The organism is Clostridium cibarium (genome assembly GCF_014836335.1).
Taxonomy (GTDB): domain Bacteria; phylum Bacillota; class Clostridia; order Clostridiales; family Clostridiaceae; genus Clostridium; species Clostridium cibarium.
In genome coordinates, this window is record NZ_JACSRA010000009.1 from 129,049 (window position 1) to 151,238 (window position 22,190).

Sequence of the window (22,190 nt, forward strand, 5' to 3'; positions counted from 1 at the left end):
TGTAACTCTCCTACCTTATTAAAAATATTTTAAATTGATTCTACTATTTCTCCATTATTTTCATAATCCTTTTCATTTTCATCTTCTATTCCTTCTGCTTTATTTGCTGCAATTACAAAAGGTGCATATATTAACACGCTAACTGCAAGGCAGATAAAGCCTATAACTAACGCCATAATGTTTCCACCTGTTCCCAAGAAAGGCATTAATGGTCCTGGTGTTGTCCATGGAATTCCATATACTACTGGTGGTATTATTTTCAAAACCATAATAGATATATATCCTATTAAAATATTTACCAAAGGTGTTAATATAAACGGAATTATGTAAATTGGATTTAAAACTATAGGCAAACCAAATATAACCATTTCATTAATATTGAATAATCCTGGTGCAAAAGAAAGTTTTGCTATACTTTTTTGTTCCCTTGCTTTGCTGAATATTAAAATAGATATTACTAAACCTAATGTACATCCTGATCCTCCATATTCAGAGAAAGCACTAGCTAATCCGCTATATGTTATTGGGTAAGGTGCTCCCCATGCAGTAGCATGCTGAGCTACATATGAAAGATTTGCATTGCCAGCTTCTGAGAACATAGTATCACGTATTGCTGCTATAGTATTAGGTCCATGTATACCCATAACCCAAAGTGCTTGAGATAAGAATGATAATATTATTACAGAACCTATACTTTGACTCATCTTTGTTAATGGTGTCTGAATAATGCTGTAAATTAATTCATGTAATCCACCTGGTGCTATTTTTTTAACGAAAAAGTTTACAATTGAAAATAACATAGTTGTTATAATTATAGGTAATAATACTTTAAATGATCTTGCTACTGCTGGAGGTACTTGTTCTGGCATTTTAATTTCTAGTTTTTTAGATTGTGATAATCTTGACATCAATTCGCCGACTAGTAATCCAATTATTATAGCTACGAATAATCCTTGAGCGCCTGTATACTTTGTTGTGATATAATTTACACCTTCTGAATTGAAATAATCTGGATAAATTATAAAGTAAACAGAAATTGCAGTCATACCTGTTAATAAATCATCACCCTTAAGCTGTTTCGCAAGGTTTCTTGCGATTAAGAACACTATTAGTATTGCAAATATATCTGCTGAACCCTTTAAAACTGGACTAAATATTGCTTGATATTGTCCAATATTCTCAAAAACCTTATCTAATCTCAATATCTTTAAAATAAATCCATCTGGCGATAACAAAACATTATTAAGCAATACCATAAGAGATCCTGCCATAGTTAATGGGAATGATAATATAAACGCATCTCTCACTGCGCATATATGTCTCTGTGAATTTAGTTTTGATGACAGAGGGACTAACATTCTTTCAATTAAACCTTGAAATTTCTCAACAATACTCATAGTTATTTACTCCTTTTTATTTAATTTTAGTAAGTGCATCTTCTAAGATTACTTTTCCATTCATAGTTCCATACGCTCTCATATCTATTACTTCTACTGGTATTCTTCCACTTACAAGTTTTTCAACTTGTGGTTTTTGAAAACGAACTTGTGGTCCTAAAAGAACTATATCTACACTATCAATAACTGTACTGCATTCAGCTACTGGGAGAGCTTCAATTCCTATTTCAATACCTTTTTCTTTAGCTGCAGCTTGCATTTTAGTTACCAACAAGCTTGTAGACATCCCTGCTGAACATACTAATAATATTTTTTTCATAATTAACCACTCCTAACAATATTTTTGTCTAATGTTTATATAAAATTCAATTATTGGCTTAAGCTTTATAATTCTTCTCCATTAGTACTTATAACATCCTTATACCAATAGAAACTTTTCTTTTTAATTCTTTTTAATTCCCTTTCATCATTCTCATCTCTATCTACATATACAAATCCATAACGCTTCTGATATCCATTTAACCAGCTCAATAAATCTGTAAACGACCAAGTACAATATCCTAAAAGATTAACTCCATCTGCGATTGCTTCTTTACATACTTTAATATGTTCTTTAAGATACTCTATTCTATAATCATCATTTACAACTTCATTTTCCTCCAGCTTATCAAATTCCCCAAGACCATTTTCAGTAATTAATATAGGAAGATTATATCTGCTTGTTAATCTTCTAAGTCCAACTCTTAATCCTGTAGGATCAATTGCCCAATCCCAATTTGTTGTTTTTAAATGCTGATTTTTTACGTTTTTATATACACCAGGGATTCCACTTTCTTTTGTTGTACCTTTTTTTCCTGTATTATTCATGCTTTCAGCTGCACCAACTCCATCTAATGGATTCATTGCAACAGTAGCAGTCTGATAATAATTTATACCTATAAAATCTGGTTTTGCTCTTTTCAATAGTTCTAAATCACCATCTTCAATTAATGGTGCTATTCCTAATCTCTCATAGTATTTAAATGCAAATGCTGGATATATACCTTTGCAATAAACATCAAGCCACCAGTTACAATTTAAATCTTCTGCATTTTCTGCTGCCAGAACATCTTCTGGATTACAGCTGTATGGATAAGTAGGTCCAAATGCAAAGCTTGGCCCAATTTTTCCATTTGGTACATAATTTCTGAATGATTCAATAACTTTTGCATTCGCTATATTGGCAATATGGTTAGCTTGTAGCATTCTTTTATGATCTTTAACACCTGGTGGGTGTAATGCTGTCAGATAACCTAATGTTAAAAATACATTTTGTTCATTAAGCGTTACCCAGTATTTTACCTTATCACCAAATCTCTTAAATAGTGTTATGCAATATTCATCAAAATCCTTAATTATCTCTCTTGATTCCCATCCGCCATATAAATCTTGTAAATATTGTGGCAGATCCCAATGATACAATGTAATTATTGGTTTTATATTATTTTTTATTAATTCATCTATTAAGTTTTCATAAAACTTTAATCCATCTTCATTTATTTCGCCTCTTCCATTAGGATATATACGGCTCCAAGCAATTGAGAATCTATAGGCCTTTAACTTCATTTCAGCCATTAACGCTACATCTTCTTTATATCTGTTATAATGATCTACTGCTATGTTTCCATTTGTATCTTTATAAGTTGTACCAGGGATTCTCGTATATAAATCCCATATACTTTCACCTTTTCCATCTTTGTTCCATGCACCTTCAATCTGATAAGCAGCTGATGCTGATCCCCATAAGAAATCATCTTTGAATTTTTCTACTTTTTCATATATCACTTAATCATCCCCCTACAATCTTAATTTATAATCTATTATAATTTTGTCTATTTCCAATCTTTATCATGACTATTGCTCTTTTTATATTAAGAAATCCATTATTATTTTATATTTGCATTTATAATAGCTCCTAGTATATTTGCATCATTATTATACATACATCGTTCAATTTCTGTAGTAATAAAATCTGCTTCAAAATATTTAGTACAAATATCTTTATACTCTTTCTTGATTTTATCTATAAACCAATCTGATTCTGATATTCCACCGCCTATACATATAATTTCAGGGTTGTAAAAAACAGTTATAGCCACTAATTGAATTACTATGTTTTTTATCCATTCTTCAATTGAAACTTCTGCTATTTCATCTCCCTCTAAATATTTCTTACATACTTCTTGTCCATATTTGAGATAATCGTTTTCATTAACTTTGCTATTATATATGTTTATTAGCCCCGTTATTGATGAATAATCACCCATTTTTTGAATTTCCTTAGTCTTATCGTTTACAAAAGGAATATTATGAAATTCTCCTGCATATGAATCCTTACCGTATATAACACCATTTTGATCGCATACACAACCACCTGTTCCTGTACCTATAATTAAAAATGCCGCTGATTCACTCCCTTTTGCATTTCCAATTTGAAATTCACACAATCCTGCTGCTTTCGCATCATTTATTGATACAACTCTTTTGTCCATTCTTTTCATAATCTCATCATTTATGTTTGTATCATACATAACAGTAATATTAGGAGCCGCATATGATTTTACATTTGATTTTTTATCTATAAGTCCCGGCGCACTGACACCGATTACATTGATTTCATCAATATTATCTACATTAGAGCATATATAATCATACAAATCATCTTTATTAGGAAATTTGATAGTTTTGTTCTTCCACTTTTTTTGAATATTATAGTGCTCATCTACTAAAGCATATTTGATAAAAGTTCCTCCTATATCAATTCCTAAATTATATTTTCTCATAACATCTCTCCTCAAATTTAATGATTTTAATATGATGACTTTTATAAGCTTCATATAACTTCATTAACATTCATTATTTAAATATCATAATATGTTCATAAATCTCTGTTTAATAAACGCGCGTTTATTAGCGTTTAAAAAAATTTATTTTTTTTGTTGTATATAACTATTCTTTTCACAATACTAGTTCAAATCATGATTATTACCGCCATATAGTAAATATAATAATTTAAAACTACTATAATTTATATTTTTATTTTAGAACTCATACTAAGATTCTACTGTGTGAACACGTGTTTATGTTTATATAATACACTATATGTTATTGCATTTCAATATATTTTTTATATTTTTGTATAAAAAATACCACAGGCTTAAGAAAGCTTTTAGCTATAAGTACATCTTCTGGATTTTTAAAAAGAATCATTGCACGTTTCCTACCAAAATATTGATCATCTTTTGCAAGTTTAATCATTAATTTTTTTACCACGCACTCTTCATAGTCAGTGCTTCTTGAACTGAATTAATTTCTTCACAAATTTGAGATATTTCTTCTATAATAGTGAGTCTTTTAGGTTTTATTGCTTTTTTCTGCTCAATAGATGTTGCCATTGTTTCTAATACAAGCAATAGTTGTGCTAAATCTTCATCAGATAAACTTAAATTCCCCTTTGTTGGGCAGTATTGATCAAGCAATTAGCTAACATGTTCTAAGGAGAAAAATACTGGCCACATCATTTCAAGCATTTCCTCATTATGAGGAATCTCACCTAATGCTGTATTATACGCAGTTTTTAAGTTCATAAGATTTATTCCCATTTTTTCTAAAATATTATTAAAAATCTCTAGTTAATCTCTATCAATGTTACTTATAGCCTCTATTTTTAAATCTTGAGCAGCTTGATGCCATTTAGGAAACATCTCATACGCTTTTTCTGTTAGTTTTATAAGTCTTTCACGCTTATCTTTTCCCTCATTTCGGATTACTAATCCCATTTCTTCCATCCTAGTTAATGTCCTAGTAACTGTAGGCGCTTCTACACCGAGATATTTACACAATTGAATTTGTATACATTGCTTTTTTTCATGCAAATATAATATAATAGCCCATTGTAAAGAATATAAACCAAGAAGAGAAATTTTCTCATTTAATTTCTTTGTAAAATTCCGAGCCAGCTGATTTACTTTATGACCATATAAATTCAATTTTATTTCACCTCACATTTAGTTACCCTTAAAAGGTTCATAAATATCAAATTCTAGTTATCCACTGCCCTGATCTTCTTTCATTTAACAATTAATTTCATCTTCACTCCTATACATTTTTATATTATTTTTATGATTAAGCTAAAATTGAGTATTGGTAATTTCTTAAGAATATAACATACTTAACCAAAAAAGTATACAATTTTACAATAACTCTAACATATTGACAATTAGTTAGTATTTATATATAATTTCTATGTTAAGGGGGTGGAATTATAATGTTTTGTAAGAATTGCGGAAAAGAAATTGATGATAAGGCATCTGTATGCATCCATTGTGGAGTTTCTACAAATCTAAATCCAACAGTTGTAGATAATGGTGGTTTTGCATGGGGATTATTAGGATGTTGTGTTCCAGTTGTTGGACTGGTTTTATTTTTAGTTTGGAAAGATACTAAACCAAGAACATCAAAAGCAGCTGGTATTGGAGCTTTAGTTTCAGTTATTTGTATAATAGTATTTTATGTACTTATGTTTATGCTTGGAGCTGCTGGAGCTATGTCTGGTTTATAAAATGGAAAAAGGTTTTTTTTATAAATGGTTACCAATTATTTTTGGCTGCCATTGTAGAGCAGATAGATCTTTCTATTTTAGAAACAAGAAATTTCCTATATGTGCTAGATGCACTGGTGAGCTAATCGGAATGATTTGTTCACCTTTTCTATTTTCTTTATATCATCCCAATGTAATATACAACTTACTTTTAATGACTCCACTGATTTTAGATGGTTTTATGCAATTACTAACTAATTATAAAAGTAATAATTTGAAAAGATTTTTTACAGGTCTTTTTTTTGGCTATGCTTTGTGTAATATCTTTATAATATCAATTATTTTCACATTGAAATGCGGCCATAATTTTGCTAAAAATCATTAAGGTTTGTACTTAATAAGTAAAGAAGCTAATACTAGAACCCTCGACTAATTTATTTAGCCGAGGGTTTCATTGGTGGAGGCGAAGCGTGCCCTTTGAAATTCACATAGATTGTTTGAATAATTCTTATAATATAATATTTCTTTATTAACTTCGCATATTGTAATGTTGCCACTTACAGAATAAATATATTTTAGTTTTCTATTGTAAAATAGCTAAAGCTAGCACTATACTAACTTTAGCTATTTCAGAATTACTTTATTGATTAACATCAAATCCTTAAGTCATCTTTTAGTAACCCAAATATCCTTTTATTCTTGTTCAATAACTTTAGGGATTACTATTCTAAGGATGTTTACGGATTTCAGTTAAAGTACTATACACAGTTGAAATGCTATATTTTCCATTCCAACTGATTCCATTTCTTCCATCAACATTACATTCAACAACATATATGTAATTACTATCTCTTCCAGTTACAATAGCAGAATGTCTGTCATTTTTGAATCTGATATAATCTCCAGGTCTTAGGTTATAAACATCACTCTTTGACGTACTCCTTGTCCATTGTCTTGGTGATTTCCCGTACAAATCAGCTCCTACTTTCAAAGCAAATCCATAACATTGTATCGCACCATCATAACTGTTACAACCACAGGTACCATAATAATTATGCCCTGAATGACTACTTGGTGTTGATGAATATCCATCAGGATTGTTTCCTCCAAATGGGTGATTCCAATACTTTCCATTTGGGAATTTAATCCTCTCTTTTTCGAAGATATCTTTTGTTGTTGTTGTTGTATAAATCCAGCCTATTTTATAACCACCTGACACATTGTATATTATCTGCGCCTTACCATTTGATATAGGAGATAACATATATATCGTATCTGTAGTATAAACAGAACCAAATCTAGTACTCATATCTGATTTAGTATAGACCGTTTCATTGGCACTTATGCTTATTCTTTTAGAATAACTTGTGCTGCTAAGGATATTTGCTTTATTTACATAAGCTATCTTTGCACCTTTTGATGTTGGATAACTAACCTTCCAGTAGGTTCCTGTAGCATCTAACACCTTGCAAAGATCACCAGGATAAATTGCTCCAGATACTGTTGTACCAGAAGAAGTGTTATATGTAGTAACATTCGATGAACCTAATACATAGAACTGAGCATTTGTAAAATTTGCTGTTCCATCAGCACCAACACTTACTGTTGTTGCTAATGCATTTGTAGACATCATAAAAATAAATATCATTGTAAAAATCAAATGTCTAGAAAATAATTTTTTCATAATAATCCCCCCCATATAGTTTAAATAAATTTCTCACTTATGATTTAAAAATAAGTTATTTAACGCTTATTTTGCGTTCTTAATTAAGAAAGTTTCTATATTACCACAAATAAATTTACAGTTATTTCAATACTTAGGCATGTGCCAGGTACTGAATATATATTAAAATTAATATTAATATCACTACAATAACTGTATATGAGCTTGTCCTTTTTTCACTAACACTATAGTTTGAATTAGTTTCATTTATTACCCATTATTACATTATATGTCAATATACAAGTTTATTTTACTATAGATTATTTATTAATGTCAACTAATAATCGACTGAGCTTACTTATAAGTATTTTTCCCATTATAGAACTCATATATCTTATTCTGTTAATATTATATAAAATTCTTCTACATCAGTAACAGAACAAGCAGTAGTTTTATTTCCATCAGCTTCCGCCACCTTAATAATAGCAGTACAAGTTCCTACTGCTGTTATACCCCATAATGGACACGTAAGAAAAAGACCCACGACATCACTGTCATGGGTTTCATTGGTGGAGTCGAATGGTGACCTTCAAAATCCACAATTACTTAATGTTATACAGAATACTATCTACATATAATGTTTCAGTATCTATATCCGCTTCTTTCTATGATTATTTTTTACTTTTAATATATCCTTTCAAACAATTCTTTCTATAATAAAGTTGCGATCAACAGAAAAAAAGATTTTCCCATTGTGTTTATTTTACATTTACATTAATTTACTGTCACACGTAATTCTTTAACGCTTGCATTTATTCTAATTTTTTATTATATCTTGAATTTTTGTATCATTTGATTAAGTTTCTGTAAAAATTCTGCCTGAACTTGAGATGATTTTGAAACTTCATTAATAGCATGAGTGATTTCATCAACACTTCCTAATATCTCCTCAGAACCTGCTGCAGATTCCTGTGCCACTCCTGACACATTTTCAATTGCACTGCTCACTTGCATTATTACCTCATCAATTTGCTTAGATGAAGCTGCAAAATTATTTACTATATTACTCATAAACTCAGCATCTTTTTCATATTGAAGACCTGTACTCATTAGAAACTCGTAATTAGGCTTTACATTATTAGATATAAACTCAAGAATGTCTTGTCCACTTTTCGAAAGATTATCAACTGAATTTTGAATTTTTGCCACCATACTTCTAATATTTTCTACCGATTGAGATGATTGTTCAGCTAACTGTTTAACTTCATCAGCAACTACAGCGAAGCCTTTTCCTTGTTCACCAGCTCTTGCGGCTTCAATTGCGGCATTTAAAGCAAGTAAATTAGTTTGTTCTGCTATATCTGCAATAGAATCCGCCATTATCTTAACTTGTTCAACAACCTTTGCATCTTCAATAGCCTGTGTTATATTAGAGCAATTCTTTTCGTAAATCAAATTTCCTTCTTCTATGTTTTGAGATGCAGTATTCTTTATATCCATAGCACGTTCTTTTATTTCATTTACAGAAATCATTGTATCAGCAGCATTTTTCGAAAGAATATTTGTAGTCGTAGTTACTTCCTCAGTTGAAGCATTCACTTCTTCTGTAGTAGCACTTAAATCTTGAGTTCCCTTTGATATCTGCTCTGTAGATTTATTTACAAGTTCCATTTTAGAATATATCTCTTCTGTATTTGCTGAAAGTTCTTCACTTTTAGAACTAATTTCACTAATACTGTTAACTAATTCACTAATTAAATTATGTATATTGCTTTTTGCATTATTTAAAGCAACTGCAAGATTTCCTATTTCATCTTTAGATTGTATTTCTATCGATTGGGTTAAATCACCATCACCAAGAGCATTAGCAAAACTCAAAACTTTTTTGAGCTGTTTTGAAATTAGCATCGATATTGCTAAGCCAAGTATAATTGCTACAATAAAACTTAATATTACTAAAACAGTTGTAATATATGAAGAATTTCTGTATGTTAATTTATTTGCAGTATTAAAGTTGTCCGCATCAGCAATATTATTATCTATTAATTGATCTAGAGTAGATTCTATAAATCTTCTAACGTTAACAACATTCCCTTTAAATTTTTCATTAGCAGCATCATAATTATTTTCCTCTATAAGCTTTGATATTGAATCCATCTCTTTTTTATAAACATCTTGATTTTGCTTCAATTCAGAAAGAGCTTTCTTATCATCATCAGAAGTTAGTATATTATTATATGTTTCCATAATCTTGCTGTTTTCATCAAATAAAGAATCAACCTCTTTAGGTAAAGATTTACCCGCATTAACTAAATTACCACCTTTACTTTGAAATAATATTCTTATAACATCCGTGCGTATTTCAGCAAAATTAAGTCTTAAATTATACAAGTACTGTATTGAATTTAAATTTTCATCATGCATTTTTATTGCATTAGTGTTAATTTTATTCATATTACTTAATCCAACCCCCCCAACAACACCAACTAATATTGCAACCGTAATAAAAGCTGATATCAATTTTTGAGAAATTTTTAAATTTTTAAAGTAGTTCATAATTAATTACTCTCCTTTGTTTATTAGTTCAACATGCTTATAATTTAACTTACAAAACATGTATGATTACTTTGACGTACAGTTAAATTTATGTATGTTATTAATATTACATTAGCCTAGAAACATCCAAATAATCTTTTTGCCTATTATACCTTTCATTTATGATTGAAAATTTTTCCACCAGTATATTCCAATATTTTGAACGATAAGTAAATACTTACAAATTCATCTATATTATTTAAGTTAATATTAATTATTTCTTCTATTTTAGAAATTCTATAATATAAAGTATTTCTATGTACATTCATTAATTTAGCAAGTTCTGTCTGATTTTTAAAATTTATTATGTATGAATATAGTGTATTTACATAATCTGTATTATACTTTTTATCATAATCAATAAGTTCCAAAAGCGAAGGGTGACAAAATTCCTTAAGTGATTCATTACCAGAGCATAAAGAGAAAATATGCTGCAAAATATATGAATCATAGAAAAAAATAAATTTATCACCATTTAAGTGTTTTCCTAATTCTATTGATTTAAGTGACTGTTTATAATACTTACTAATATCAATTAAATTTGAAAATGGTCTGCTAATTCCACAAAATATGTTCTGATCATCTAAAAAAGTATTTAATTTTTTCGAATAACTTTCAAGGAATGTTTTATCGTCAATGTAATTAATTACTATAACAATATTTCCATCGTATAAAACACATACAGAGTCTGGAAAAATTTTTTTCAAAAAATTCAGAATAAACTTAAATTGAATTAATGATATTTTTTCTTGCTCCATAGTAATACTGATAATACGCAGCCATTCGTTTAAATTCCAATTAGCAAATTTTAAATTTTCATTAATGGCTTCTTGATTTTTAATTTTTTCATTTAGTAAATCTAAGATTAGTAAATCTCTATTGTCTGCATTTGTTGTTTCATAATATTTGTGTTTCTGAAGTTCTATAGACAGTGTAGCACTTAACTGATTGATCAATGATATATCACTTTCCTTAAACGGTTTAAATACTTCAAGTATTACAGCTTGCCCTAAAAACTTATTTCCACAATAAATATTTGACCATATTCTTGATTCAGCAAACTTAATATTTTTATTAGAATTAACATATAACACAGACTTAGAATTTTCAGTTATTTCATTTCCAGTCTTTTCTCTAATATTGAACCTGCTATTAGGCGATTTTAGGTATATAGGTATCGCAGAACTTAATATTTCATTTGTTAAAAACTTGTGCAATTTATTATATATTTGATAACCTCGTGATTTAATATTTTCCCATACAGGAATATCAACTTCAATATTTTCTGTAAAAGTAAGTATATTCAAATTAGCATTTCTAACAAAAATAGGGTTCCCAATAAGTTCAAAACCAATATTAACAATATTCTGAAGACCATTATCTTGTAAAAGAGCATCTAACATTCTTGAGGAGCTATAGCTTAATCTTTGATATTCAGAAAAAATATCTAAAATGGAATTAAAAATTGATACAATACTATTGCTAGAAATAAATATTATATTGCAATTTATTTCCTTAGCAATAGAATGAGGCAATTTATCTTTGGATATAATTAAAAAATTAGCTTCATGTAAGTGAATGTGATTAATTGGAAAATTTGACATCTCCCCCACATAAAGTATATCGGGAACAAAATCTGTAATAGTATTTTCTAAATATTTTACAGATTGGATAAAAGTTATACTTTTATTGTTAATGTAGCTTTCTGGAGCATACATTTTTAGCTTTTCTATAATAATATTAATAAACATTCACATATAACCTCCATAATTGTATATTTCTATAGACAAAAACAATAAGCCTTTGTGCACATGCAAAAATATTATATGTTATTATTTATGCTCATGCATATTGTTGTCGGAAAATATTATCTATAATATTTTATATATCTAGATTTAGCTAAATATTTAATAAATATATAATGAATGAACAGTAAGATATATAACTATTAATCTACAGCTATATAAGTTTAATATTTTCATTTGTTTCTAACGAAACAGTAGAACAATGCTAAATTTAAATTAATGTTATATAGAATACATCAATTTAAGGGGGAATATTACAATGAAAAAGATAAAAGTAAAAGCGTTGCTGCTAGCTCTCATATTTATAGTTATTATTCCATTGCAAACTACTAGTTATGCGAATGAACAACAACCTTCAAGCCAAATTACTATAAATGTGTCTGAGGAAGGTAAAGTTATAAATCCTGAACTGTTCGGAGCCATAATAAATTGGACGAAGAACGGAGAAGGTGCTGCAAATCCAAAAACCGGAAAGGCATATCACTCATTTACAAAAATGGTAAGACAGTTAGGAATCACTTCAATAAGATATGGAGGTGGTACTATAAGTGCAACTTGTTTTGATTGGAAACGTGCTATCGGCCCAATGGATCAGAGACCTATGAACCGTGCAAGAGATGGTGGACCTGGTCAGCCTTCAACTTTTGGGCCTGATGAAATAGGTGATTTACTTGACAAAACCGGAGCCAAAGGTGTAATGATTCTAAACATAAATAGGGATGATGTACAAAGTGCTTCTCAGTATTTGGCTTATATGACAACACCAATAAGCGAACATCCTTCTTCTGATCCTAATGATCCAAGTTATTGGGCTGCTCTTAGAGCAAAGAACGGTCACCCTAAACCATATGATTTTAATTGGTGGGATGTTGGAAACGAGGATGACCTCACTGTAGCTACTCATTGGCGCGATGGTAAACCTATTGAAATTGGAGAGCATACAACTAATGCTACAAATATAAAATCAGCATTATATGCTTTTGGTGGTACTACCTTATTTGAGAATCAAGATACTATTGGTTATGCTGATTTAACACCTGATTCATCGATTAGCAAAGGAACAGCAAATCAAGATTTCTATGCAAGTTATCCACCAGTTGCACCTGAAAGCCAAACAGTTTACGTCAACGGAGTTGAATGGAAACAAACATATAATTTAAAGACAGCTTTACCTATTAATGAGGTTTATACAATTGAAAATAAAAGCGGTAAAATTACATTTGGTGATGGTATACACGGTAAAATTCCAGCTAAAGGAAGTAAAATTACAATTACATACAAATCAGGACCTCATGGCGGATTTGTTGATTATTACAAAGCACTAAAGGCTGTTAATCCAAATATTAAGGTTGCTGCACAAGATGGAGAAACTGGATTTTTTGAGGCAATGGGTTCAACATATCAATATGATGGTGTTGCCTACCATCCACTTACAGATGGTTTTCCGAAAAATAATCTTCCTGTAGATGAATTTACAAAACAGTTATTTCTCGCACCAGAATTCCAAAAAACTAAATTAAATAATATGCAAAATGAAATAGATGGTTATGCTGGAAAGCATGTTCCGCTCATTCCATCAGCATATGGTCATGGTCAAGGAAATATACCAAAGGATGGAGATAAAGCTTTCCATTTAAACTTATCAGAAGGTCTTTTGAATGCAAGCGAGCTTATCCAATATCAGAACATTGGAATTCCACTTGCACATAGATTTTTACTTAACGATACTCCATTTAACCCAGATGAAACTGATGCACCGACAGCTCGAAGATTTAATGCTGCAATTATAAGTAATGGAAAAGACGACAATTTTGTTGCAACACCAGCAGGTTTATCTATTGAAATGATGTCTAAGTTAGGTGGAATGACTCAAATTAGCACAAAAATAAAAAATAATCCTCAAATTGAACTTGCAAAAGGTGCTAGTTCTCCAAATGTAGGTGCATTATCTACAATTGCTGCCAAAGATAATCATGGAAATGTTAATCTATTAGTTGTTAACCAAAGCCCAGATAGTGATGTGACAACAAATGTAGTTTTTGACAAATATACTCATGCTAAAAAAGCAAAAGTGTTAACGATGAATGGTTCAAGTATATATTCTATGAACACATTAGATCAACCCAATAATGTCACTATCAATAGAAGTAATGTTTTTGTAGGAAAAGGAGATTTTAATTATACCTTCCCAGCTCATTCAATAACTAGAATTGAGCTAGAATAAATATATGTAAATATAGAATACACTATAACTTTATAAAACCTTGTTTGCTTTATGCAGTAAGCAGCTATTCGATCAATATGCAAATAGTTGTTGATTTTATAATTGAGATGAAACATTACCTTTGGAATCTTCTATAGTTTTATACTTTATTTGTGTGTCGATTTATCATTAATAATTCAGAATCTATAATTAAAATAACCCACGAAAATCCAAATTAGATTTTCGTGGGTTTCATTGTCTAACGACTATAATTTTGATACAATTTAGCGATATAATCAAAGGAAGCCGTAGGCAAAGGTAAGTAGGCAATCCTAATATTTCTATAAGTTCTTCTGGATTTTTTCTTATACCACCAATAGGTACTGTGTCAAGTCCAAGAGATTTGGCAGCAACAACAGAAGCTCCTAAAGCTATTCCAACATCTACATCTCCTACAAGAATACTGGAGCTTTTGCCACATATTCTTGATTACCAACTAATTCTGTTAATTTTTCTCTCTTCTTTTTATCTCTTACAACTATAACAGATGTTTGTTGTCCATTTATTGAGTTAGGCATAGCCTAAGCACTTTTAACAATTTCATCGATTAATTCATTTGGAACCTCTTTATCTAGATATTGTATTATTCATAATAAATACCCTCCTAGTTTAAATTATTCTATATAGTGATAGTGAAATTTACTTTGTAAATTGTTATTTTAAAATTTATCTGTTATATTATCATATTATCTGTAAATAATTATTATACAGCTTAAACAAAATAATTCAGCTTTAAAATATTGTTTGTTTTAGTATTCAATTTTAAAATAAGAGCAACTTATTTCTGACTTCCATAAATAAAATTCCATTATTTAAACATTTCAATACGGTCTCAAATTTTAAATTTACCATTCAAATTATTATTAATATAATCATCGCTAATATGGCTAAACCACCTTGCTTTAAAAGAATATTTTTATTAGATGTAATTGCTCCATATATGGCAGCAATAATTACACAGCCTAAAAAGAAAAATTTTAATTGAGTTGACATTGATTCTGGTATAAAAAAGCTCCAAAATAATCCTGCAGCTAAGAAGCCATTATATAATCCTTGATTTGCAAACATAACTCCTACTTCTTTTCTATCAAGAAGTTTACTATCTATATTAAAGGTTCTTCTAGCAACTGATGATTTAATAAAAAACATCTCAAGTAACATTATAAAAATATGTTCAACCGCTACTGCAATTACTAAAATATCTAAGACAATCTTCATAATATCCTCCTTTTCACATTCATAATCTTATTTTCTTGTAAGTCTCCATCTTTTACATAAACATCTGCCTAAAACTATAAATAACAGACTTTTATGAAAATATACCAACTAAAATTTATTTTTTAAGCATTAAAAGTTCTGTATAAATTTAATTTGTTACAATCAAATTTTACTCTGCTAAATTGTAGTTGTCAATATATTATTATCTTGAAAATGATAAACAAAAAATATTATTTACTAAAAACTACACCCACCTAATATTGAAAACATTAGGTGGGTGCATTTACTCTATATAAATCCCAAAAACTAACTCAGAAAATTAAAATTCAACCATACATTTTGGCCTTAAAAACAACGAAAACCCTTGAAATCAAGGGTTTTTCGTTGTATCACAATCTCAGTGATTATTTGGTGGAGGCGAGGGGTATCGAACCCCTGTCCGAAAGCAGACCAGTCTGACTTTCTACGAGCGTAGTCTGCATATTAAGATTCGCTCCTTAGAACCCCTACAGACGGGAGACTAATTTGCTAGCTTCATAAATACCCCTCTAGCTCAAAGCTTTGCTAGACTTCGTTTCCTACTTTAATGACACCCGTTATCCAAGTCGTAGGCAACCTGGGCGGATGAGCTGCTTAAATTAAGCTGCTAATGCAAAATTATCTTCTGCGTTTATCTTTAATGCATACTTGATTATCGAGGCACCATGCTTTCCTCGGCCCGCTTATCAAACCCACCTTACCCCCGTCGAAGCCATAACGCCCCCATGTTTGTAAGAAGAATTCTCAAAACTCTTTATTCAGTTTTAACTTCTTCAGTAACTTGATTATATATCACATAAAAATTCATGTCAAATGTTAATGAATTCTTAGTTTGCTAATAACATTAGACTTTTCCTTTTTCTTTTGATTAAAAAATTTATAGATTTTATATAATCTTCACATATAGCTATGAACATCTTCATAAGGCACTTATTTCCGTTATAAAATTAGCTAAAAATGCAAACACTATTTTTATTCATAGGCAAAGGAGGAAATATCATGTCACTTTGGTTTCATGACTTTAAAAAATTTATTAAAGAAAAGCATATTACTCTAAGAATAGTCTTTTTATCATTTATTTTATTATATTTAATTACAAGCGCTCTTATTATGATTTCAAAAGACTATCCCAGAACTACCAGTTATGCTAATAGTTTTAATACAAGTACTGACTTCAAATCTTTAAAAACATTAAGTTCCCATACTGATCCTGTAGAAATTCCTGATGATGAAGAGGCCTCAAAGGCCTCTATTTCAGCCTTCTTTGATGAATTTTATTCTACTCGAAATTCCTCCTTTATTACAGGAAATGTAGAAAACCTCTACAAATACTTTATATTAAATACTAACCTTAGCAGCTATTCTTTGCACCATGAATTTCAAAGAATAGCATACTTACGAGATTGGGCAAATGAACGGAACATTACCTTTACTTCAATCACTTCTTATCCTAATATTCGCTATATTAAAGGTGGTCCTGATTATTTTAATATAAGGATAGATGAAGAATATAAATTTGAATACGTCTATAATGATGAACCAAATGTTAAAAATGAATTTGGAGTATCTTTATTCCATACTATTGGCTTAAAAAAAGCTGATAATTCTTATAAAATAACAAAAGATTATTACTTAGATTGCTTTGAAGATGGTCTAAAAAAATATTCTTTTACTTTAAAAGAAAAGGAAATCCCCCTAACAAAACAATCTGCCTATAATATAAATTTTAAGAGAGATGATGTTAAAGCACCTACTAATAAGAAATTTAAGAGAGATGCATGCAAAAACTATGCAAATAAATATTGTGGTGTAACATGGGCTAGTAAAAATCCTGATAAATATAACAAAAAGTATTTTAACTTTACAGGCTCTGGTGGTAATTGCACTAATTATGTATCTCAATGCCTTGGAGATAAAGAGGGAGGTGCTCTTCCTAATGATTATACTTGGTACTTTATACCTAAGAGCCAGCAAGGCAGTGCTGCTTGGCTAAATGCTGATGGTTTTAAAAATTATATTCTTTATAGCGGCAAAGGCAAGGTAATTAAAAAGTCTGACTTTGCAAATTCATTAAAACCGCTTAAAGATGGCACTTTTGTATTTAAAAATCTTTCCATAGGAGATCTTGTTTCTTATGACAAGAAAAATGATATTGATCATAACGCTGTAATTACTGGATTTGATTCTAAAGGTTATCCTTTAATAAATTCCCATACAGTTGATAGATATCAAGTTCCTTTTGATCTAGGTTGGGGTGATAAGAATATTAACTTTTACTTTATTCATATAATCGCCTAATAATACACAATTTTCCTAGACAATATTTGTAATTTGATGTAAACTATATATTATAGCGATTAATCAGCCCAACAATTTTTTTATATACATCTTTACATTTCCACCTAAGAAAATGTAAAAATGAAAAGAGGATTAAAACTGACCCCAACTTAGTTTTAATCCTCTTTATTTTTAATATTTATTTCTTTCCTTCATCTCTCTGTCAATATCTCTCTTATGAGCCTTTTCAAGCATTGCATCTCTCTTATCGTAATTTTTCTTACCTCTACAAATTCCAAGAGCTACTTTTACTCTTCCATTCTTAAGATATAAAGACAATGGCACTAAAGTATATCCATCTCTTTGAACTAATCCAGTTAATCTAAATATTTCTTGCTTGTGAAGTAACAATTTTCTATCTCTTAAAGGATCTACATTAAAGATATTTCCTTGTTCATAAGGGCTTATGTGCATATTTTTAATAAACATTTCCCCATTCCATATATCTCCATAACAATCTTTTAAATTACACTTACCATTTCTAATTGATTTTACTTCTGTCCCTACTAAAGCGATCCCTGCTTCTATTGTCTCTTCTATAAAATAGTCATGCCTAGCTTTTCTATTTTCAGCTAAAGAATTACTATTTTTCTTTCTTACCATACTCTCACCCACTTTAGGTATATATTTTTATATAATTATAATATATCCTCACTCTTTTCTTCAACTTCTTCTTTTAAATCTTGCTTAACTTCTGGCAACTTTTCTAAAAGTTCCTTTGTTGCTTTTATTTCTTCTCTAGTATATTCATCTTCAATCATATCAAAATAGATTTCACGATTTGGAATATCTACCTTGCTACATCTAACCTTAACAGAATCCCCAAGCCTATATACCTTCTTGGTTCTTTCTCCCATTAAGCAAAGATGAACTTCATCATAAACATAATAATCATCATCTAAAGCTGTAATATGAACTAACCCTTCTATAGTGTTTGGAAGTTCTACAAACATACCAAAAGAAGTTACTGAAGACACTATTCCTTCAAATTCTTCTCCTATTCTATCTTGCATATATTCAGCTTTCTTTAAATCATCTACTTCTCTCTCTGCTTGTTGTGCAACCCTTTCAGTATCAGATGATTGTCTTGATGCAAATTCAACTAGGGTAGTAAGCTTCTTATGTCTTCCTTCGTCTATTTTTCCATTTAGATGTTCCTTAATAATCCTATGAATTTGCAAATCTGGATATCTTCTAATTGGTGATGTAAAGTGGCAATAATATTTTGCTGCTAATCCAAAGTGTCCTGTACATTCTGGAGAATATCTAGCTTGCATCATGCTTCTTAAAAGCAATGTACTTACTACAGTTTCTTCCTTTTTACCTTGAACCTTTTCTAATATCTCTTGAAGGTTTCTTGGTTTGACCTCTCCATTCCACTTAATAACATATCCAAGATTATATATAAACTCTTTAAACTTTTGTAATTTTTCTTCATCTGGCTCTTCGTGAATTCTATAAACAAATGGTAAGTTAGCCCAATACATAGTTTCAGCTATTGTTTCATTACAAATAAGCATAAACTCTTCTATTATTCTATTTGCAATCTCTCTTTCATAAGGCTTTACATCAATTGGCTTACCAAACTCATTTAATATAATTTTAGATTCCTCAAAATCAAAATCTATGGCACCTCTTTTAAGTCTCTTATTATTCAAAATATTGCAAAGCTCTTCCATTGTTTTAAAATCATCAACAAGATTACTATATTTCTTAATGAGCTCTTCATCATTATCTTTCAAAATCTTTGTAACATCTGTATATGTCATTCTTTCATTTGTTCTTATTACAGATTCCATTATTTCACTATCAAGAACTTTACCATTGTTATCTATAATCATAAAACAACTTAAAGCAAGTCTATCAACCTTAGGATTTAATGAGCATATTCCGTTAGATAACTTTTTAGGAAGCATTGGAATAACCCTATCTATTAAATATACCGATGTTCCTCTATTTAAAGCCTCCTTATCAAGAGGATTCTTTTCTCTAACATAGTGAGAAACATCTGCTATATGAACTCCAAGTTTGTACCTTCCATTATCTAATTTTTCTATAGACACCGCATCGTCTAGATCCTTAGCATCTTCACCATCTATAGTAACCATAACCACATCTCTAAGATCTGTTCTTCTCTTATATTCTTTTTCATCTATTTCTTCTTCAATATTTTCAGCAAAGTTTAATACCTTATTAGGGAACTCTTCTGGAAGTCCAAATTTCTTAATAATAGTTAATATATCTAATCCCTTGTCTCCCTTTTTACCTAATACTTCTGTTATTACACCTTCTGGGCTTCTTCTTTTTTCTGGCCACTTAGTAATCTCTACAACTACTACATCTCCATGTTCTGCTCCGTTTTTATCTTTTTTAGAAACAAATATATCTTGGTTTATTCTAGTGTCCTCTGCTACAACAAAACCAAAATTTCTGCTATCTTCATATACTCCTATTATTTTAGAGTTTCCTCTTTCAAGAACTTGGACTACTTCCCCTTCTCTCTTCTTACCATTTTTATCTTCTCTAGTAATTTGGACAAGTATTTTATCTCCATTCATAGCCCCATTCATAAAAGATCCTGGAATGAAAACATCCTTTTCTCCTTCTTTTTCAGGAATAAGGAATCCAAAACCTTTTGCATGAGCTTGAAGTTTTCCTGTAACAAGTCCTAATCTTTCAGGCAAGGCAAATTTATCATTCTTGGTTCTAAGAATAATACCTTCCTTTTCCATAGTTCTTAAAACCTTTTTAAATGCCTTATATTCATCTTTATTTATATCAAATACTGCTACAAGTTCTTGGATATCCATAGGTCTGTATGCTTCTTCCCTCATGAATTCCAATAAAGCTTTTTTTATTCCCATCAACTTACCTCCTACTAAAACATAATATAACTATATTTTAGCCAACCTTTTCTTTTCTTATGTATATCTTACCATAAGTAATAGCCTCACGGCTTTTTTTATTAGCAAATTTAAGAAAAAAAGTAGATTAATCAAAAATCCACTTTCTTTGATTTATTAATTTTTATTATATCTTCATATAGAATTATTCTTAATACCTCTAACTTTTTTTAAATCCTTCAGATAGAAAATTACAGAAGTAATAAATGCAGCTAAGATTTTTGCAATTAGATCTGTTGCTGTATCTTCAATGCCACCTTTAACCATAGTTGTTTTAAAAAAATAATCCCCTAAGAATTCAAATACCTCCCATAATGTGCCTAAAGTTATAGAAAAACTTGAAGCAAATGTTACCTTAAAAAAATTAAATCTCTTATCTGTTACTTCTTTTTCCTTTGTAATTATCTCTTTTATAATATATAAGCCTACAATAGTAGCATAACTACCAAATATCCCATGAAGAAGTAAATCCCACCACCAGAATCTATCATAAAATTTAATAATCTCACCTAAATATAAGGAAAGAAAAATAAACAATAATAATACAAGCTTAAATCTAGGAGGCAACATTATCTTCTTTTTATTTGCAATAGCATAAACTATAAAAGGCAGTGTAGTGCAAACAATGGCTAATGCTACTGATCCTAGCCCCTTCCAATCTCTTGACATAATATTAATAATAGCACTTATAACTAAGATTATTTGAAATACCACTAATGCTGCTATGGTTAATTTAACATTTTTAACTTTCATAAAAATTCACTCCTTTCCAGAAGCTTTAACTTACACTAAGTATAAATCCTTCCTTATATATTCTTTCCGCCTTATAGAAAAAATATAAAGATAGAAATACAAAACTTTTATTTAAAATCCTATATTACTTAATTTTAGGCAAAAAAATAAACAGCTATATAAATAGCTGCTATCTTACATTATTTTATTATGTTTAATGCTAAAGCCACTGCTGCAAATAATATCATTGCTATCATTGTTAATCTCTCAAGTTTAACCTCTTTTGTTCTAGATTTATTTCTTGAGTAGAAAGTTTCATTTTTACTTCCTTGTACTAATCCACTTAACGCATCTGACTTACTTGGTTGTACTAATACAGCAACAATTACTACTAATCCTAAAATTACTTCTAAAACTAAAAGTGCATTTTTCATTAGAACACCTCCTAATTTCTATAATTCCTTACATAATCAATTGATATTAGCATAACATAATATGTATTTTTTTTCAAGTTAAATATGCTATCTATTTTTCTATTACAATTTATAATCGAGTAGGAGGTAGATAATTATTTTATCTACGGACCTCTCACACCACCGTACGTACCGTTCGGTATACGGCGGTTCATTAGAATTTAATGCATCATTTGATATGTTTGT

At 29.7% G+C, this 22,190-nt stretch carries 21 protein-coding genes, 1 other RNA gene and 1 pseudogene; 4 read left to right on the forward strand and 19 right to left on the reverse strand.

What is annotated here, in order from left to right:
* Nucleotides 1-29: 29 nt before the first annotated feature.
* The 7 genes and pseudogenes from H9661_RS07680 to H9661_RS07710 all read right to left on the reverse strand — a co-directional run bounded on the left by H9661_RS07680 (nt 30) and on the right by H9661_RS07710 (nt 5,425).
* Nucleotides 30-1,397, reverse strand: a complete 1,368-nt coding sequence (locus tag H9661_RS07680) for a PTS sugar transporter subunit IIC (RefSeq protein ID WP_143318017.1) — start codon at nt 1,395-1,397, stop codon at nt 30-32.
* Between the two features lie 16 nt (nt 1,398-1,413).
* A complete protein-coding gene (locus H9661_RS07685) occupies nt 1,414-1,716 on the reverse strand; it encodes a PTS sugar transporter subunit IIB (RefSeq protein ID WP_143318016.1) in 303 nt (100 codons plus the stop codon).
* 65 nt (nt 1,717-1,781) lie between these two features.
* A complete protein-coding gene (locus tag H9661_RS07690) occupies nt 1,782-3,221 on the reverse strand; it encodes a glycoside hydrolase family 1 protein (protein WP_143318014.1) in 1,440 nt (479 codons plus the stop codon).
* A 101-nt stretch (nt 3,222-3,322) separates the two neighbouring features.
* A complete protein-coding gene (locus tag H9661_RS07695; protein ID WP_191768098.1) occupies nt 3,323-4,219 on the reverse strand; it encodes an ROK family protein in 897 nt (298 codons plus the stop codon).
* Nucleotides 4,220-4,541: 322 nt separating this feature from the next.
* The gene (locus H9661_RS07700; protein WP_191768100.1) at nt 4,542-4,694 is read right to left on the reverse strand and encodes a hypothetical protein; all 153 of its coding nucleotides are present in this window, start codon (nt 4,692-4,694) and stop codon (nt 4,542-4,544) included.
* Between the two features lie 8 nt (nt 4,695-4,702).
* A pseudogene (locus H9661_RS20005) lies at nt 4,703-5,044 on the reverse strand (FUSC family protein); the annotation flags it as partial.
* A 24-nt stretch (nt 5,045-5,068) separates the two neighbouring features.
* On the reverse strand, nt 5,069-5,425 hold the full coding sequence (locus H9661_RS07710; protein WP_191768102.1) for a MarR family winged helix-turn-helix transcriptional regulator: 357 nt from the start codon (nt 5,423-5,425) through the stop codon (nt 5,069-5,071).
* A 278-nt stretch (nt 5,426-5,703) separates the two neighbouring features.
* Between H9661_RS07710 and H9661_RS07715 the strand changes: the two genes are divergently transcribed.
* A complete protein-coding gene (locus tag H9661_RS07715) occupies nt 5,704-5,997 on the forward strand; it encodes a zinc-ribbon domain-containing protein (protein ID WP_143318009.1) in 294 nt (97 codons plus the stop codon).
* 1 nt (nt 5,998) lies between these two features.
* Entirely contained in the window at nt 5,999-6,361 is a 363-nt protein-coding gene (locus H9661_RS07720; RefSeq protein WP_191768104.1) for a DUF2085 domain-containing protein, read from the forward strand.
* 342 nt (nt 6,362-6,703) lie between these two features.
* Here H9661_RS07720 and H9661_RS07725 read toward each other — a convergent pair whose 3' ends face one another.
* The 4 genes from H9661_RS07725 to H9661_RS07740 all read right to left on the reverse strand — a co-directional run bounded on the left by H9661_RS07725 (nt 6,704) and on the right by H9661_RS07740 (nt 11,985).
* Nucleotides 6,704-7,660, reverse strand: a complete 957-nt coding sequence (locus H9661_RS07725) for a hypothetical protein (RefSeq protein ID WP_191768106.1) — start codon at nt 7,658-7,660, stop codon at nt 6,704-6,706.
* 373 nt (nt 7,661-8,033) lie between these two features.
* Nucleotides 8,034-8,183: a hypothetical protein gene (locus H9661_RS07730; RefSeq protein ID WP_191768107.1), complete on the reverse strand. Its 150-nt coding sequence runs from the start codon at nt 8,181-8,183 to the stop codon at nt 8,034-8,036.
* A gap of 284 nt (nt 8,184-8,467) precedes the next feature.
* Nucleotides 8,468-10,195, reverse strand: a complete 1,728-nt coding sequence (locus H9661_RS07735) for a methyl-accepting chemotaxis protein (RefSeq protein ID WP_143318005.1) — start codon at nt 10,193-10,195, stop codon at nt 8,468-8,470.
* Between the two features lie 155 nt (nt 10,196-10,350).
* The gene (locus tag H9661_RS07740; RefSeq protein ID WP_143318004.1) at nt 10,351-11,985 is read right to left on the reverse strand and encodes a PucR family transcriptional regulator; all 1,635 of its coding nucleotides are present in this window, start codon (nt 11,983-11,985) and stop codon (nt 10,351-10,353) included.
* A 313-nt stretch (nt 11,986-12,298) separates the two neighbouring features.
* Between H9661_RS07740 and H9661_RS07745 the strand changes: the two genes are divergently transcribed.
* Nucleotides 12,299-14,263 carry an alpha-L-arabinofuranosidase C-terminal domain-containing protein gene (locus tag H9661_RS07745; protein ID WP_191768109.1) on the forward strand — a complete coding sequence of 655 codons (1,965 nt, stop codon included), beginning with the start codon at nt 12,299-12,301 and terminating at the stop codon, nt 14,261-14,263.
* Nucleotides 14,264-14,494: 231 nt separating this feature from the next.
* Here H9661_RS07745 and H9661_RS20010 read toward each other — a convergent pair whose 3' ends face one another.
* The 4 genes from H9661_RS20010 to ssrA form a co-directional block, all read right to left on the reverse strand.
* Nucleotides 14,495-14,725 carry a nitroreductase family protein gene (locus H9661_RS20010; protein WP_341480413.1) on the reverse strand — a complete coding sequence of 77 codons (231 nt, stop codon included), beginning with the start codon at nt 14,723-14,725 and terminating at the stop codon, nt 14,495-14,497.
* Nucleotides 14,695-14,820 (reverse strand): hypothetical protein, encoded by a 126-nt coding sequence (locus H9661_RS19855; RefSeq protein WP_279232124.1) that lies wholly within the window; start codon nt 14,818-14,820, stop codon nt 14,695-14,697. Before H9661_RS19855 ends, H9661_RS20010 begins: the two co-directional genes overlap by 31 nt.
* Nucleotides 14,821-15,154: 334 nt before the next feature.
* On the reverse strand, nt 15,155-15,520 hold the full coding sequence (locus tag H9661_RS07755; RefSeq protein WP_191768111.1) for a DUF1304 domain-containing protein: 366 nt from the start codon (nt 15,518-15,520) through the stop codon (nt 15,155-15,157).
* Between the two features lie 409 nt (nt 15,521-15,929).
* Nucleotides 15,930-16,284, reverse strand: a transfer-messenger RNA (tmRNA) gene (gene ssrA / locus H9661_RS07760).
* Nucleotides 16,285-16,558: 274 nt separating this feature from the next.
* On the opposite strand from ssrA, the gene H9661_RS07765 reads away from it, so the two are divergent.
* Nucleotides 16,559-17,857, forward strand: coding sequence for an amidase domain-containing protein (locus H9661_RS07765; RefSeq protein ID WP_191768113.1), 1,299 nt, complete (start codon nt 16,559-16,561; stop codon nt 17,855-17,857).
* A 171-nt stretch (nt 17,858-18,028) separates the two neighbouring features.
* Here H9661_RS07765 and smpB read toward each other — a convergent pair whose 3' ends face one another.
* From smpB to secG, 4 genes are all read right to left on the reverse strand, one after another.
* On the reverse strand, nt 18,029-18,499 hold the full coding sequence (gene smpB, locus H9661_RS07770) for an SsrA-binding protein SmpB (RefSeq protein WP_143318000.1): 471 nt from the start codon (nt 18,497-18,499) through the stop codon (nt 18,029-18,031).
* Between the two features lie 35 nt (nt 18,500-18,534).
* Nucleotides 18,535-20,760 carry a ribonuclease R gene (gene rnr, locus H9661_RS07775; RefSeq protein WP_143317998.1) on the reverse strand — a complete coding sequence of 742 codons (2,226 nt, stop codon included), beginning with the start codon at nt 20,758-20,760 and terminating at the stop codon, nt 18,535-18,537.
* A gap of 174 nt (nt 20,761-20,934) precedes the next feature.
* The gene (locus H9661_RS07780; RefSeq protein ID WP_191768115.1) at nt 20,935-21,552 is read right to left on the reverse strand and encodes a DUF2238 domain-containing protein; all 618 of its coding nucleotides are present in this window, start codon (nt 21,550-21,552) and stop codon (nt 20,935-20,937) included.
* Between the two features lie 179 nt (nt 21,553-21,731).
* On the reverse strand, nt 21,732-21,965 hold the full coding sequence (gene secG / locus H9661_RS07785; protein WP_143317996.1) for a preprotein translocase subunit SecG: 234 nt from the start codon (nt 21,963-21,965) through the stop codon (nt 21,732-21,734).
* Nucleotides 21,966-22,190 lie beyond the last annotated feature (225 nt).